The sequence below is a fragment of the Acidaminococcus timonensis genome, assembly GCF_900106585.1.
In the GTDB taxonomy this organism is placed as follows: Bacteria; Bacillota; Negativicutes; order Acidaminococcales; family Acidaminococcaceae; genus Acidaminococcus; species Acidaminococcus timonensis.
The window spans coordinates 250,956-266,280 of sequence record NZ_FNWH01000004.1; the positions used below are offsets into that span (position 1 = coordinate 250,956).

At 54.3% G+C, this 15,325-nt stretch carries 12 protein-coding genes; 2 read left to right on the forward strand and 10 right to left on the reverse strand.

Features of this window, described 5'->3' with window-relative positions; all coding sequences use genetic code 11:
• Nucleotides 1–78: 78 nt before the first annotated feature.
• Nucleotides 79–633, forward strand: a complete 555-nt coding sequence (locus tag BQ5462_RS01535) for a cupin domain-containing protein (protein WP_071141684.1) — start codon at nt 79–81, stop codon at nt 631–633.
• Between the two features lie 52 nt (nt 634–685).
• On the opposite strand, the gene BQ5462_RS01540 is transcribed toward BQ5462_RS01535, so the two are convergent.
• The 7 genes from BQ5462_RS01540 to BQ5462_RS01570 form a co-directional block, all read right to left on the reverse strand.
• Complete coding sequence (locus tag BQ5462_RS01540; RefSeq protein ID WP_071141685.1) at nt 686–2,020, reverse strand: GntP family permease; 1,335 nt, start codon at nt 2,018–2,020, stop codon at nt 686–688.
• A gap of 32 nt (nt 2,021–2,052) precedes the next feature.
• Nucleotides 2,053–3,393 (reverse strand): D-serine ammonia-lyase, encoded by a 1,341-nt coding sequence (gene dsdA / locus BQ5462_RS01545; protein WP_071141686.1) that lies wholly within the window; start codon nt 3,391–3,393, stop codon nt 2,053–2,055.
• Between the two features lie 380 nt (nt 3,394–3,773).
• A complete protein-coding gene (locus tag BQ5462_RS01550) occupies nt 3,774–4,916 on the reverse strand; it encodes an NAD(P)/FAD-dependent oxidoreductase (protein WP_071141687.1) in 1,143 nt (380 codons plus the stop codon).
• Entirely contained in the window at nt 4,913–5,245 is a 333-nt protein-coding gene (locus BQ5462_RS01555) for a (2Fe-2S)-binding protein (RefSeq protein WP_071141688.1), read from the reverse strand. Before BQ5462_RS01555 ends, BQ5462_RS01550 begins: the two co-directional genes overlap by 4 nt.
• A 57-nt stretch (nt 5,246–5,302) precedes the next feature.
• Nucleotides 5,303–6,880, reverse strand: coding sequence for an FAD-dependent oxidoreductase (locus BQ5462_RS01560; RefSeq protein ID WP_071141765.1), 1,578 nt, complete (start codon nt 6,878–6,880; stop codon nt 5,303–5,305).
• Between the two features lie 38 nt (nt 6,881–6,918).
• Nucleotides 6,919–7,299 (reverse strand): (2Fe-2S)-binding protein, encoded by a 381-nt coding sequence (locus BQ5462_RS01565; protein WP_071141689.1) that lies wholly within the window; start codon nt 7,297–7,299, stop codon nt 6,919–6,921.
• Nucleotides 7,300–7,346: 47 nt separating this feature from the next.
• Nucleotides 7,347–8,774, reverse strand: coding sequence for a sodium/glutamate symporter (locus BQ5462_RS01570; protein ID WP_071141690.1), 1,428 nt, complete (start codon nt 8,772–8,774; stop codon nt 7,347–7,349).
• Between the two features lie 741 nt (nt 8,775–9,515).
• Here BQ5462_RS01570 and BQ5462_RS01575 point away from each other — a divergent pair.
• Nucleotides 9,516–10,766, forward strand: a complete 1,251-nt coding sequence (locus BQ5462_RS01575) for an RNA-binding domain-containing protein (protein WP_071141691.1) — start codon at nt 9,516–9,518, stop codon at nt 10,764–10,766.
• Between the two features lie 710 nt (nt 10,767–11,476).
• On the opposite strand, the gene BQ5462_RS01580 is transcribed toward BQ5462_RS01575, so the two are convergent.
• The 3 genes from BQ5462_RS01580 to BQ5462_RS01590 all read right to left on the reverse strand — a co-directional run bounded on the left by BQ5462_RS01580 (nt 11,477) and on the right by BQ5462_RS01590 (nt 15,311).
• Entirely contained in the window at nt 11,477–12,742 is a 1,266-nt protein-coding gene (locus tag BQ5462_RS01580) for a nickel pincer cofactor-dependent isomerase, group 22 (protein ID WP_071141692.1), read from the reverse strand.
• A gap of 319 nt (nt 12,743–13,061) precedes the next feature.
• Nucleotides 13,062–13,988: a LysR family transcriptional regulator gene (locus tag BQ5462_RS01585; protein WP_071141693.1), complete on the reverse strand. Its 927-nt coding sequence runs from the start codon at nt 13,986–13,988 to the stop codon at nt 13,062–13,064.
• Between the two features lie 402 nt (nt 13,989–14,390).
• Nucleotides 14,391–15,311, reverse strand: a complete 921-nt coding sequence (locus BQ5462_RS01590) for a LysR family transcriptional regulator (protein WP_071141694.1) — start codon at nt 15,309–15,311, stop codon at nt 14,391–14,393.
• Between the last annotated feature and the right edge of the window lie 14 nt (nt 15,312–15,325).

Sequence of the window (15,325 nt, forward strand, 5' to 3'; positions counted from 1 at the left end):
TCCGTTTCCAATCTGCTTCTTTCCCCGTTCTATGGTACAATAAAGGGACTAGAATCACTCAGCAAAGGAGTACACCCTATGGAAGACATGGATATTGGAGGCCGGATCCAGGAATACCGGAAAGCTGCCAAAATGAGTTTACGGGAACTGGCCACCCGGGCAGAAATTTCTGCTTCCATGCTCAGCCAGATTGAAAACAACATCGTCAATCCCTCCATCAATTCGTTGAAGAACATTGCAGAAGCATTGGATGTTCCTCTCTACAAATTTTTCAAACCCCAGGAGCCTTCGGCAGAAGATCAGATTGTCCGGAAAGGAAAACATCGGATCATCGGACACTGGGGAACGGAAGTCACCTATAAGTTGCTGACTCCGGATACGGAAAGTTCCATCGAATTCATTTTGATGGAAATCCCTACCGGCACCTCAACCACCAAGGCTCCCCGTGGTCACGAGGGGGAAGAAACAGCTTATGTGATGGAAGGTTCCGTCCGGATTACCGTAGATGATCATACCTATGAACTGAACGAAGGGGACAGCATCCGGATCCTGCCCCGCCATCCTCACCAATGGACCAATACTTCCCAAAAACTGGTCCGGGTGATTTTCGCTGTCAACCCACCATCCTTTTAACAGAAAAAAGCCTGCCGTCAATCTTGACAGCAGGCTTTTTGATTGTCTGGATTCAGAGCAGGACCATGCTCAGGATGAATACCGTCACCAGTGCCGTCATGGACTGCAGCACACTGATGATGGGCAGGGTCTTATAGGCAATGGACGTATCCATATCGGAAGTGGTTGCCGTTACCCAGAAGAAGTCATCGTTGCCGTGGAAGACCATCATACCGCCGGCAGCGCAGGCCAGCATGGCAATGATACGGCCCATGGGAGAACCGAAACCCAGCACATCGATCAGCGGAGTGATCATGGTGGCTGCGGTAACCATCGCGATAGTGGCAGAACCCACGCAGGTCCGGAATAGGAACCCAATCAGGAAGGGTGCCAGGATGCCGATGGAAACGCCGCTCATGCTGGCCGTCAGGATATCCCGCAGCGGGGATGCTTTTAACACCCCGGAGAAGGCACCGCCGGCACCAACGATCAGGACAATCTGTCCAGCCGTTCTCATAGCGTCAGCAATGACCCCATCAAAGCCCCAGGCCTTGGTATCTTCCGGGAAGATGTTGTGATAGCCCACCGCTGCAATCAGCAGGCCGATCAGAAGAGCTACAGCCGGAGTCCCCACGATGTTCAAAATCATGGCAGCCATCCCTTCCAGTTTCACCATGCTGCCCACCGTTTTCAGCAGCATCAGGGCGATGGGTACCAGGATGGGCAGAAAGGACATCATGGCACTGGGCAGGTTCTGGTTTTCCGGTGTATCTTCCACGCTCTTGGGCAGATAGTAATATTTTTTACCGGCATACAGGGAGGCCAGATAGGCAACCAGCGTCACAGGGATGGATACGAGAGCCCCAAACAGGATGACCTGCCCCAGGTCGGCGTTCAGGATGCCGGCTACGGCCAGCGGACCCGGAGTGGGCGGTACGAACATGTGGGTGGCATGCAGGCCCATGCACAGGGAAATCGCCATGGTGGTCATGGAAATCTTCGTATCCCGGGAAAGCCGTTTGGCAATGGGGCTCAGCAGTACGAAAGCCGAATCACAGAACACCGGGATGGAAACGAAATACCCGGTAATGGCCAGACCCAGAGCCGCATGTTTCTTGCCCGTAATCTTCAGGATGGTCTTGGCCATGGTCTCTGCCGCACCAGATTTTTCCAGCAGGGCCCCGGTTACGGTCCCCAGGGCAATGACCAGACCGATATCTGCCACCGTTCCACCCATGCCGTCGGCGAAAGCCTTCAGCATGGCCTCCATTCCCATGCCGGAAACAATGGCAAAGACAAAGGATGTGGCAATCAATGCAAAGAATGGATGAAGTTTCAGTTTTACGGTACAAATGACCAGGACCAGTACTGCCAGGACCAGGCCCGCAATAATGGGGAATGCATTCATGGAAATCCCTCCTCAGGTACAGTCTGCTTGCCTTATTTCTTCAGATAGGTATTCAGGTATTCTTCCCGGATGGCAGGAGGTACCAGTCTGCCGCCCGTAGCCCAGGCAATCTGCGTCGCATTGGCCAGTTTCTCATCCGTCAGATTTTGCTTCTTCAAATACTCTTTGCTCCGGTCATAGACCGTCAGACGGCAGGGCCCGATGAAAGCAGCACAGCTGGAAGGTTCGATTTCCACATCTTCCGTCTTCTTCAGAACCCGCAGGAAGTCGAACAGCCGGTAATCATCCACCGTAAAGTCACCGGACAGCAGATTGGTCATGATCCGGGTTACGAAACCGGAGGGGCTGGCACAGGCCAGACCATCAGCTTCCGTAATTCCATCGATATGGAAGTCATGGACATTGGCTTTTTCGAATTCCTGGGTAGCCGTCCCGAGCAGGACGGAAGGACACAGGGTCGGTTCCGTAAAGAACACATGGACGTTATCTTTGAAAATCCGTTTCAGGCCATAGGATACGCCGCCGGGAGCACCGCCCACACCGGCCGGGATGTACACAATCAGGGGATGTTCTGCATCCACTTTGATACCCATTTCATCCAGCTGTTTTTTCAGCCGGCGGGCTGCTACTGCATAGCCCAGGAACAGGTTGATGGATTTCTCATCGTCCACGAAATAGCTGGTAGGATCCTGATCGGACAGGCGCCGGCCTTCTGCCACAGCCTTGGAGTAATCGTCTGCATATTCGATGACTTCCACGCCTTTTTCCCGCAGCAAATCCTTCTTCCACTGCCGGGCATCCATGGACATATGGACTTTGACTTTAAAGCCCAAGGCCGCGCTCATGATGCCGATGGAAAGGCCCAGGTTCCCGGTGGATCCCACCTGTACCGTATATTGATGGAAGAAGTCCTTCATTTCCGGTTCGGCCAGTTTGGCATAATTGTCGGTTACCTTCAGTTTACCGGCTGCCAGGGCAAGATCTTCCGCATGTTTCAGGACTTCATAGATGCCACCCCGTGCCTTGATGGACCCGGCGATGGCCAGATGGCTGTCCATCTTCAGCAGCAGGTTACCGGGAATCGTGCAGTCAAAATCTTTCTCCAGGGCTTTCTGCATATCCGGAATGGCTTTCAGCGGAGATTCAATCAGGCCATGGGTCACTTCCGTTTCGGGGAAGCATTTCTCAATAAACGGTGCAAAACGCTGCAGACGGTCTGCCGCATCATCGATCATGGCATCCGAAACCACCAGGCTGCAGACTGCATTGGTCATATCAAAGGGCAGGAACCGGGGATTGATCCATACCGTTTCCTTTTTTTCAGAGACTTCCCGAATGACCGGATCCTTTTCAATATACTTCTCAGCGTTCATTTGAATTCCTCCCGTGTTTATTATTCTTGAACGTTCGTCCTTGTTTACGTACAGTATAATTAAACTATTCCTGGTTGTCAATGCTATTTTTAGAAAATTTATTGTATTCTATCTTAATGATTGTAGAGCCTAATTATCCAATTTTCTTAGACCTGTCGTCATTTTTTCTGACTTTAAGAGCAATTTATATATGTTTAGTATTATTAATCTTATTGTTCTGTTATACAGAACAATTTAAAGATAATATATAACAGACCTGGGTTCGGACGCCCCTCACGGGTCGTCCCTACGAAGGTCTGTTTTCTCCACGCAAAAAAGTCGTACAACCACGAACCAATGGTTGTACGACTTATGTTGTTTGTAACTTTCCCTGTAATCCCTCAAATCTTCGCCTTGAACCGGTCGTAATGGAGGGCCGACAGGTCGATGTCCGTCTTCTTTTCCGTGATCAGCATGGCCAGCTGGTTGCCCACGGCGGGACCGATGCCGAAGCCATGGCCGGTGAAACCGCAGGCCAGCACCATCCCAGGTACTTCCTCTACGGTGCCCAGCACCGGCACCTTATCGGCGCACTGGTCTTCCACCCCGGCCCAGGTCCGGACGATCTTGGCATCCTGCAGATCCGGGAAGTATTTCATGATGCCCCGGCAGATGGCCGGTGCAGTCATGCTGTAGTTGGTCTTGGAATTGGGCTTGCCCACCGGGTCGATGGTGAACCCTTCCAACCCGCAGTCGCCGCCGAATACGAAGGAACCGTGCTTGGTCTGGTGCCCATAGAAGTCGGCTTCGGCGGTGCCCAGCATCTGGTCGAACATATGGGGTTCGGCTTCCGTGACCAGAGCTTCGATGATGATATCCTTCATAGGTACATCGATCCCCACGGTCTGAGCCAGGAACCGGCTGGCGTAGCCGGCAGCCACCATGATGGTATCCCCTTCGTATACGGCGCCGCTTTCGGTGATGGCCTGGCGCAGCTGCCCCTTGATCTTCCGCAGCCGCACCACCTTATCCCCGCTGATGAAGTGGACGCCCAGCCGCCGGGCTGCCACATAGAAACCCAGGGTGGTGGTCAGGGGGTTGGCATGACCATCGGTGGGGCACCAGCTGGCCCCGATGACTTCGTCGGACAGGTAGGGGTTGATTTCCCGCACCTGTTTGCCGTCGATCATGGTGACGCCTACGCCGCAGGCGCTGGCGGAATCGGCCAGTTTCTTCAGGATTTCCAGGTGTTTCGGTGTCTTGCCCAGCCGCAGGTTCCCGTCCTGGTGGTATTCACAGTCCACGCCCAGTTCTTCGGACAGGTGGGGCCAGATGTTCTTCACGCCGTACATCATGAGCGGCAGTTCCCGGGGATCACGGCCCGATTGCCGCACGCCGCCCCCGTTCCGGGAGGAGGCCCCGTTTCCGATGCTCTTATCCCCTTCCAGCACCAGGACGCTGACGCCTCGTTTGGCCAGATAATAAGCGGTGGAACAGCCGATGATACCGGCACCGATGATAACAACTTCTGCTGTGTTCTTCATTTGCGGGCCTCCGTTCCTTCACTGGCAAAGATCTTCATTTCCAGGGGCCGCATGGGCGCCCGGGACGTGGCCGGATCCAGTTCAGCCGGGCTCACTTTCATTTCCCGGGCCATGATGCCCTTCACCAGTTTCGCGCAGGTCTGGCCCTGGCAGAGGCCCATCCCCGACCGCAGGTACCGGCGCATCTCCGTCATGGTGAAGATGCCATCATGGACGGCCCGCCGGATTTCTCCCTTGGTCACTTCTTCGCAGCGGCAGATGATCAGGTCATCATCGGGCTGCGGTACGAATTCTCCCAACTCTCTCGAACGATCTATCGGTTTTCCCATAAGTCACGGACCTCTTTTCTTTCTTCTGGAATCGCTTTTACAACGAAACTGCCACTCTTAGACGGTCTTGAAGAATCTGGCCTTCATGGCATAGGCGATGGGCACTTTCATGGTCAGCAGACTGGTCTTGTCAAAGGCGGGCAGGGATTTCACGGCCACCACCTCGGCGTCGCAGACCTTCTGCCCGTTCCGTCCCAGGGCGATACCCTTGGCGCCCACCGCCGGCAGGGGCAGGAACTCGTAGGGCAGGGTGATCTCGGCGGTCCCTTCTGCTTTCTTTTCCTGGAGCAGGAAGATGGCCTGGCCGGGACAGCTGGCTACACACAGGCCGCAGCCCAGGCATTTGGCGTCTTTTTCCAGGCTGGGCAGGGCCGTAATGTTGCTGCCCACCTTGATGCAGTGAGCGGGGCACACGTCCTGGCAGGGGTTGCAGGGGATGTTCTGGGTGCATTCGATCACCGGATGGATGGCCTCTCCTTCGCTGACCCCCGGGAACCGGGTGATTTCCTCATCGGTCACATAGCCCTTCTGCAGCAGGTTCGTGGAAATGGGGATGCCTTCCTCGGTTTCCGTAATGGTCTTACCCCGGTTCTTGGGAGCGAACATGCCCTGCCGCAGGCCGTCCAGCGCTGCATCCAGCCCCTTCAGGGTTTCCGTTTCCTCCGCTTCGCTGGTATAGCCCAGGTATTCCGCGGCCAGTTCCCCGGCCATCCGGCCCTCGATCATGGCCGAACTGGCTTCTTCGATGCCGGATACATCCCCGGCCACGAACAGTCCGGGAATAGAGGTCCGTCCGTATTCATCGCAGATAGGCACCTGGCCGCCCCGTTTGGGGTTGTCTTCCATGTCGCAGCCGGCCATCTTCAGCAGCTGGGACATGGGAGAAAGCCCTACGGCCACGCAGATGGTATCCACGTCGAAATGTTTTTCCGTACCCGGGATGAACTGGAAATGGCTGTCCACCTGGGCGATGGTGACGCCGGTCACATGGTCCGTACCTTCCGCTTTCTTGATGGTATGGGAAGTATAGAAGGGAACCCCCGTCCGGGCCACCTTGGCCGCATGGACGCCATAGCCCCCGATCTTGGGTGCCGCATCCACCAGAGCCACCACGTCGCAGCCCGCCTGCAGCAGCTGGAAGCTGACCACCAGGCCCACGTTGCCGGACCCCAGCATCAAAATCTTCTTGCCGGGCCGCACGCCGTACAGGTTCATCAGGGTCTGGGCCGCCCCGGCGCCCATGACACCTGGCAGGTTCCAGCCCTCGAAGGGCACCATGTTTTCCGAAGCCCCAGTGGCGATAATCACCGTATCCCCCTTGATGTGGAAGATTTCCTCGCCCATCCGATACACCACTTCTTTGTCCTGGTACAAGCCGATGACCGTGGCGTTCAGGATGACCTGCACGCCGGCAGCATCGGCTTCTGCCAATAATTCCTGCCCGATCCGGAAGCCCCGGATCTTGGCTTTGTGTTCCTTGGAACCGAAGAATTTATGGATCTGTTTGAACAGCTGGCCTCCGGGCCGGGCGTTTTCGTCCAGCACCACCACCTGCAGCCCTTTCTTTGCTGCCTGGATAGCGGCAGAAAGCCCGGAAGGCCCTGCTCCCACGATGACCAGATCATACCGTACCATTTGCATGTTCCATCTCTCCCCTCTGTCTGCTGCTCTTGCTACTTCTTGACGGCTGTACCCTGCTGGTCGAACGGAAGCGGGCTGACCCCGTATTGGGTCTGGACGTTCATCCCCGCTTTCAGAGGAGTCATACAGGTACGGATATTCGGTTTGCCATCCACGATCATGACGCAATCGGTACAGCGCCCGATGGCACAGAAGATGCCTCTGGGCTTGTGCTGCTTCTGGGTGTACCGGTGGATCAGGACCCCCGCGGCCTTCAGTGCGGCCGCGATGGGTTCTCCTTCATATCCCTGCAAAGTCTTTCCATCGAAAGTGAATTCGACGATTTTCTTGTCTTCGTTCTGCAGCCCCAGGATCGGGTGCTCCAGGATCCGGGTTGCTTCTTCCTGTTCGATTTCTTTTTCCGCTGTACTCATTGTCGTCTCCCCTTTATGCTTCAGTGATTTTCAAAAGTAAGCTTCCTTCAGTTCTTGGCCATGGCCGGCATGGCGGTGGCTGCAGGTTTTGCAGCTCTGGCCGGAGCATATTCCGTAAACGGATGCCAGGTGCCCAGCAGTTTCGGAACGAAGGCCAGTACCAGGACCAATGCGGTAACGACTGCGGTTACATTCATGAACCCGAACTGGGTGACCCAGTAGGGCATCATGGCCGTCAGGACGCCGCCGCCCAGAGCCCAGTCCGTAAAGGGACTGACCATAGCCGTAACTTCCAGGGCATCGGATTTCATTTCCGGATCACAGGTCTTCAGCAGCAGCATACCGGTGGCAAATACACCCGTAGCCGTGCCATAGTGGATCATGTTGTATTCGAACCAATCTTCTCCGTAGAAATGACGGACGTACCAGATATGGCCGAAGAACATCACAGCCATCATCACACCCTGCTGGATGATCAGCGGTACGGCGAACTTTACGACCACCGGAATGTTCACAGAGGCCACAGCCCCGGTGACCAGCAGTTCCAGGCAGATGCCCTGGATGCGGCTCATGGTGGCCCGGTCCAGGCAATCCTTCCAGGACGTGTGATTCATGATTTCCCGCATGATGAGCCCGGAGAACAGGGCCGTTACATACCAGGTAATGGAAAGATGCAGGTAGGTCTTCAGCAGCATCTTACCGATCCAGCCAAAGAATACGGCCACACAGAGGATGGCAAAATGGAAGGCCAGGGAATCGATGACGCCGTTTTCGATGGTGGCACGGGAAGCGACCGGCCGTTCATCGGCGGCGTAGATTTCGGTGGCTTCGGCTTTCAGGGAAGCCTTATCGTCATGGAAATAATGGGTCCAGCCCTTGCGTACGGCGATATTGATCAGGATCATGCCGCTGACCACGCCCCAGATCAGGCCGAAGGTAGCGGAAGTGACGGAAAGGGAAGCTCCGTCCGCCCAGCCCAGTTCTTCAAATACCTGGGCCATGCCGCCGGCGGTCCCATGGCCGCCCAGCCAGCCTTCTTCCACGATGCAGCTGAACAACGGATCCACGTGGAACAGCGGAATCAGGATGAACAGGCTCAGCAGCATGGGGACTGCATATTGTGCCAGAGAGGTCATCCAGGCAAAGGAAATTCCGCTGGCCACTTTTTTCAGAGTGCTCTTCCCGCTGCGGGTGCTGTTGAACATCAGCATGGGTGCAAATACGAAAGTGATCAGACGACCGGAGAACCCTGCCCAGCTGGTGGTTACTTCTTTGGGAATGATGCCCAGGAAGAAGGGTCCCATGGCCAGCCCGATCAGTCCGGCAACCAGAGAGGCTGGTATATGGTATTTCCGCAGGAACCCAATCTTCAACCGGATGATCGTCCCTACGATCAACAGGATTCCCAGCAGAGATAAATCCAGCACCAGGGAATCCAGCATTCCCCCGTTCAGTGCAACGAGTTTTGGCATCATCATGTACCCCTCCCTTGAACCATTCAGACCATGCCTTTTCTTCTTTCCTACGCTGTCTGTGTGTCATTTCCATCGTCATGAAGCATTTCATTATCGATTGGATATACCAGAGTCTATCACCGGGCTATCAAAAGTTCAATGTTTTTTCGAATTGCATTTTCTATTTTTAATTTATTGTTCGTATTTTAACAGTTATTTCCGGATTTTACGCTGTATTTACGTTATATCGTTCGTTATTTTCTGTTGTTTGTGAACTATTCTGTTATTTCCCTGCATAAAAATACCCTCTGGCCGACCTGGGAAAGGACGCCCCTCATGGGGCGTCCCTACGAAAACAACGCAAAAAAAATATCCGTACAAACGTTGTTTATCGGTTGTACGGACTTTTTATGCTCCAGCCCTGGGTGGGCGGATCACCGATCCGCCCCTACGGCGTTGCGGACGTACTTTTTGCGTATCATCGTAGGGGCGCACCAAGACCGGCAAAGCCGTGTCGCCCGGTGCGCCCGTCCCTGGCCTGAAAATTGTAAACGATGTGCCTGCACAAACGGTATACAAACTTCCAAACTAAAAATTCCTTAGTCAGCCAATCCATGATAATATGGTTTTTACGTGCAATCATAAATTTGTTTTTTGATTTTATTTTAACTGTAAATTGGTTGTATTTTTTTATGATTGAAAATATGCTTATTTTAAATTACAATAAATGGTGAAACGATTGATTTTGCGGGAGGTGCCTACATGAAAGAAACCCACACCCTTGAATTCAAACGGGACATCACCAACACCTTTTTAAAAACGGTCAGTGCCTTTGCCAATTATGATGGCGGGACAATCATTTTTGGTGTGCAAGATGATGGAAAGACAATTGGGCTTCCAAATCCAAAAGCTGCTTGTCTGGACATCGAAAATAAAATCAATGACGCTATTTCCCCTCAGCCTCATTACGACCTGGATGTCCATGAGCCGGATCATACAATCATCCTGACTGTCCGGCCAGGTCTGGATAAGCCCTATCTCTACAAAGGGAAAGCGTACAAACGGAACGACACGGCAACCATTGCAGTTGATTCTCTGGAACTTTCTCGGCTAATCCTGCAGGGCCGGAATATGGATTTTGAAGCCTTGCCTGCCAGAAACCAGGAACTTTCATTTCATTTTCTGGAAACAAAAGCAAAAAAAGAAATCGGGATCCATGCGCTGACGCTGGATGTGCTTAAATCACTCAATTTGTATTCCAATCAGGATGGTTATAACCACGCCGCAGAATTATTGGCTGACCAGAATGATTTCCCCGGTATCGATGTGGCCAGCTTCGGAGATTCCATCAACATCATCCGAAAACGGATCACTTTCGCTCATGAATCTGTGCTTCATCAACTTGAGGAAGCGCTGGAAGTATACAGAGATACGTATCAATATGAACAAATCGAAGGGATGGAACGCAAAAAAGTCAGTCTGATCCCGGAGGAGGCATTCCGGGAGGCTCTGGCCAATGCACTCATCCATCGAACCTGGGATATCAACGCTCAAATCCGTGTCTGCCTGTTTCCTGATCGGGCAGAAATTTCATCCCCGGGCGGCCTGGTCAGCGGGATTTCCAAAGAAGAGTATCTGCGGGGCAGTCTTTCCGTCCTGCGCAACCCGATTTTGGGGAATATCTTTTACCGGCTGCATATGGTTGAAATCCTGGGTACCGGCATCCTGCGGATCCGGGCTGCTTACGAAAAAAGCCTGAAACAGCCGGTATTTGAGGTCCAGGAAAATTCCATCACAGTGATTCTCCCGATTGTGACCCGTTTCGATCTGACAAAAGACGAACAGACCGTTTATCAAGCACTGAGCCGGAATATCCCCAAACCGATCAGTGAAATTCTGGCTGCCGTTCCTTTTAGCCGTTCCAAAACGGCCATGCTGCTGCAATCGCTGGCAAAGAAGAATACCATTACTATCCTGGGCCGAGGCAGAGGGACCAAATATAGGATTTTATAAGGCAAAATAGAGTAAGCCGTACAACCGTTGTTTATCGGTTGTACGGCTTTTTATCCATAATTGAGCCCTGGGGCGGGCGGATCGCCGATCCGCCCCTACGGCGTTACGGACGTACTTTTTGCTTGTCATCGCAGGGGCGCCCCAAGACCGGCGGAGCCGTGTCGCCCGGTGTGCCCGTCCCTGGCCTGATGACTGAAAACTTGTAAACCATGTGCCTGCACAAATGGTATACAAACTTCCCTGCAAAAAAGAAGGCCTTCGGCCGACCTGGGTTCGGATGCCCCTGACGGGTCATCCCTACGCAAATCGACTCCATGCAAAAGAATCCGTACAACCGTTGTTTATCGGTTGTACGGATTTGTTGTCCAAAGTCAGCCCTATGCGGGCGGATCACCGATCCGCCCCTACGGCGTTACGGACGTACGCTCCATACCCTTCGGTCGAAGGGTCCGTTGCCTGGCGGGTTTACCGGGCGACATGGCGTTCCGCCAGTCTTGGTAAACCCCTACGGATCTAACTCGGACGATTGACCCCCAATCGAACAAATAACCCCGGTCTCCGTAGGGGCGTACCCGTTGGTACGCCCGCCCCCGAACGCCTATGATACGACCGCAACGCCCGGAGGATGCGACCGAACGTATTTTCCACATTCAAAAAATCCGCCCCTGCAAGGGCGGATTTTCTCCTTTTGCGTATGACGTATGACGAGGTCACAGCACCAGATTCCCTTCCGCATCGAATGGTACTGCCCGATACTCGCCCACGCGCTTCCCTTTGGCCGGGTCCAGTGCTTCCACCAGGGCCCGGGTGGCCCACAGGGTCTGCAGGTCCCCGGTGCTGTTGATGATGCACAGCTTCAGCTTGTCCGGTGCGATCCGTCCGGCTGCCTTGATGCAGGCCTGGAAGACCAGTTTGTCCGTATCCATGGTGGGCGGGATCCGGGCCGTGAACGGTTTCATGCCGGTCAGGGCGTTCACCACCGTCATCTTTTCGTTCACGGCGCTGCGCAGCTTCTGGCTGATGAAATCCCCCATACCCATGCCGTTGGCATTGCCTTCGGATTTATCCGTCAGGCGCAAGATGCCCAGTTCCGTCACGTCAGGTCCCACATTGGGCCGGTTGTTGATGGGGCGCCCCACGATAGCCGGGTCCATGCCGGTGCCGGAGATTTCCTTGCCCAGCTTCCGGCAGATCAGCACATCCATATGGTCGAAGGGGATCCGGGGCACCATGGCCTTGGCCCGCTCCAGGATTTTTGGCTCCTCCGCTTCGATTTCCTCTTTCCGCAGCACATACACATCCGCCAGCTGGTCGTACCCGTTTTCGATGGCTGCAATGCCGCCCACCACCTTCACATGGCGCAGTGCCGTCAGCCCCACCCGGGCCATGTTGTCGTTCAGGTAATCTGTGCCCAGGCTGTGGGTCATGGCCGCTCCCACATGTTTGGCCAGACCGATGGCCAGCATCTTCACCAGCCCGCTCTGGTACTTTCCATAAATGGAGGTATGGGTCTTCACACGATTCAAAAGCAGGATTCCGTCGGCTTCGAACGCATTCTTGTCGATATACACCGGCAGGTCCAGTTCCGTACGGGCCACTTCCACCACGTCCATGCTGGAAATGATGGGCGCCCCCACGCTTTCTTCCGTGATGCCCAAGTTCCGCAGCACTTCCACCTGGCCTTCCGCCGTAGCGCCCCCATGGCTGCCCATGGCCGGCACGATGAAGGGAATAGCCCCCTTTTCTTTGATATACGCCACCGCGGCCCGCATCAGGCTCACATAGTCGGCAATGCCTCGGCTGCCCCCGGTGATGGCAATCCGCTGCCCCTCCCGGATGGGCAGATCTTTTTTCCGCAGCCGTTCCAGCAGAGTTTCCTCCACCCGTTCCAGCCGGGTCCGGTCGAACAGTACCTGCACCTTTGCCACAGGCGGGATTTCGTAGTCTTTCAGCATTTCTTCCAGTGATGTGGTCATGGGACTTCCCTCTTTTCTGATTTCCCTGGAATTCCGATTCCTATCCAGTATTACAGTAGCAATTTCTCCTGAAAATGGCAATGAATATTGCCCAATGTGGAAGAAATCATGAAAATTCCATCGGAATCGGGACGAAAGTGCAACTTTTTATCTCTGCAGCCGCAGCGGCAGTTCCAGTCCGGCCTGTTCCAATAACTCCTGGTCCGCCAGGATTTCCCGGGTAAGACCTGCCTTGGCCACATGGCCCTGGTGCAGCAAAATCACCCGGTCACAGGTATCCCAATGGTATCCGCCTTTCGTTTTTCTATATTTTCTATTGTCAATCCGTCTTTTTCCCTTCTTTTTCTATCCAGTACGTCTTCGCAAGGGCAATGAATCGCTGGGCCGCCTTGCTCAAAAAGGCCCCTTTGGGATAACTGACCGCCACGTTCCAGTGCAGTGGCTTGTCCAGGGAATAATAGCGGATGCCCTTTTCATAGCCTTTGGCGGTAGATTCCGCCACAATGCCGCAGCTGATCCCGGCCCGTACCATTTCCAGTATGGTGGCCGGATTGGCCGTATCGAACAAAATCTGGGGCGTCACTTTCCGGGCCCGAAACAGTTTGTCCAGGATGGGACGCATGGTGGTCTTTTTGCGCAGCAGGATCATGGGACGCCCCTTCAGAGCCTGAAGAGGGAGGGCCGGGCGGCAGTTTTCTCCGGGAACGACCCAGTCTCCGAAATCCCAGCTTTCCGGGGCCGCAATCAGGATTTCCTCCCTGTACAGGTTCTGGTATTCGTTTTCATCCCGCTGGCTTTCGAACAGGCTCATGAACCCCAGATCCAGATTGCCCTGGCTGATCTGCTTCTGCATTTCGAACACATTCAATTCGTAGGGAACGACTTCCAGGTTGGGATACTCCTGATGGAATACCGGATACACATGGATAAACATATCCGGTCCCCGGACCGGAGGCATCCCCACCCGGATGGTTCCCTTGTACCCATGGGTCAGGTCGCTGATGCGGCTGTAGGTCTGCTGTTTCACCCGCAGCATTTCCCGGGCACCCTCCAGGTAGATTTCGCCGGCGGGAGTGGGCCCCCAGTTCGTTTTGCTCCGGTTGAACAAGGGCGTGCCCAGTTCCTGTTCCAGGTGCAGCAGCTGCTGGTTCAGGGCCGACTGGGTCAGATACAATTTCTCCGCGGCCTTGGTGATACTCTTTTCTTCTGCAATTTTCAGGATGTGTTCGATCAGCCGGGTATCCATAAAACGGTTGCCCCTCCTTTTTCCGCAAATCGTGTTCCGTTCCATTATAGACTACAAGGGAACCGGCAGGCAACAGATGGAAACAGGCGGATACAAACGGGTTCGTACAAACGTTGTATAGCGGTTGTACGAACCCGTTTGTACCCGTTCCCGTCGTAGGGGTCGATCGGCGTGATCGACCCGCAACCAGGCAGATGCCAGGGAGTATTGCGTTACGGTCGTATGTTGTATCCGTTACGGTCGCACCGTACGTTGCGGGGCGGGTTCACCGCCGGCCCGCTCCGCAGGCCTCTGGTAAACCCCTACGGATTAAAATCAAACAATCGACTCTACGTCGGACATATACCAGGACCGCTGTAGGGACGGCCCATGAGGGACGTCCGGACCCAGGTATGGCTATTTTCATCTCATCAGGGCTTTGACGCTTTTCCGTTTGAAGTACTTCTTGATTTCCTCACACAGCCTTTGTTCCGGCGTATGCAGCACCCAGTTCTTCCGGCGGATCAGAGCGAATTTCCGGGTGAGCGACGGCTCCAGCCGGTAATAGTGGATCTTGCTCTCATCCTGTTTGCAGGATTTACCGATGAACGTGATCCCGATGCCCATGGCCACCATGGCCCGGGTGGTGATGATGCTGTTGGTCTCGCACATGGTGCTGGGGTCGAACTGCAGGGCAGAAAACAGCTGATTGGTAACTTCCCGCAGGGTAGAACCCTTCCGACAGATCAGGAAATTGTCCTCTTTCAATTCTTTCTGGATATCCTTCCAGGCAACCACATTGCCTGGATTTTTTTTGCAGTAGGGATGGTTCTTGGGCACAGCCAGTAAGATTTCCTCCGTGCCCAGGATATCCACCTGATCCTGGGAAAAGGCCGACGTATCGTGCACGGCCATGACCGCGCAATCGATATTTTCCTCCAGCAGCTGCCGGGTCAGCGAAATCACATTGGCCTCTGTGATTTCCAGCGTCGCTTCCGGGAATTCCTTCTTGAACGACGGTACGATAGCCGTCAGCATCCGCAGGCACAGCTGGGACGTGAGCCCCAATGTGATGTGGCTGCGGTTGTTCAGAGAACGGATATCCGCATAGGTCTCTTTTTCGATGTCCAGGATTTTCCGGGCCGCCTCCACATACCGTTCGCCGGCCGGAGTCAGCAGCAGCTTGTTCCGGGTCCGTTCGAACAGGGGCACCCCCAGTTCCTGCTCCAGCTTGCCCAGGTACTGGCTCAGGGAAGACTGGGAAACAAACAACTCTTCCGCGGCTTTCGTCATATTCTGTTTCTGGGCAATGGTCAGGATATATTGGAGGTGACGGGTATCCACAATGGTTTTTCCCT

Bases quoted from the DNA above. Each gene is read 5' to 3' on its own strand.
- BQ5462_RS01580 (WP_071141692.1), bottom strand. From the start codon at position 12,742: ATGACCACATCACTGGAAGAAATGCTGAAAGACTACGAAATCCCGCCT.
- BQ5462_RS01540 (WP_071141685.1), bottom strand. From the start codon at position 2,020: ATGAATGCATTCCCCATTATTGCGGGCCTGGTCCTGGCAGTACTGGTC.
- BQ5462_RS01570 (WP_071141690.1), bottom strand. From the start codon at position 8,774: ATGATGCCAAAACTCGTTGCACTGAACGGGGGAATGCTGGATTCCCTG.
- BQ5462_RS01560 (WP_071141765.1), bottom strand. From the start codon at position 6,880: ATGGTACGGTATGATCTGGTCATCGTGGGAGCAGGGCCTTCCGGGCTT.
- BQ5462_RS01565 (WP_071141689.1), bottom strand. From the start codon at position 7,299: ATGAGTACAGCGGAAAAAGAAATCGAACAGGAAGAAGCAACCCGGATC.
- BQ5462_RS01555 (WP_071141688.1), bottom strand. From the start codon at position 5,245: ATGGGAAAACCGATAGATCGTTCGAGAGAGTTGGGAGAATTCGTACCG.
- dsdA (WP_071141686.1), bottom strand. From the start codon at position 3,393: ATGAACGCTGAGAAGTATATTGAAAAGGATCCGGTCATTCGGGAAGTC.
- BQ5462_RS01550 (WP_071141687.1), bottom strand. From the start codon at position 4,916: ATGAAGAACACAGCAGAAGTTGTTATCATCGGTGCCGGTATCATCGGC.
- BQ5462_RS01585 (WP_071141693.1), bottom strand. From the start codon at position 13,988: ATGGATACCCGGCTGATCGAACACATCCTGAAAATTGCAGAAGAAAAG.
- BQ5462_RS01575 (WP_071141691.1), top strand. From the start codon at position 9,516: ATGAAAGAAACCCACACCCTTGAATTCAAACGGGACATCACCAACACC.
- BQ5462_RS01535 (WP_071141684.1), top strand. From the start codon at position 79: ATGGAAGACATGGATATTGGAGGCCGGATCCAGGAATACCGGAAAGCT.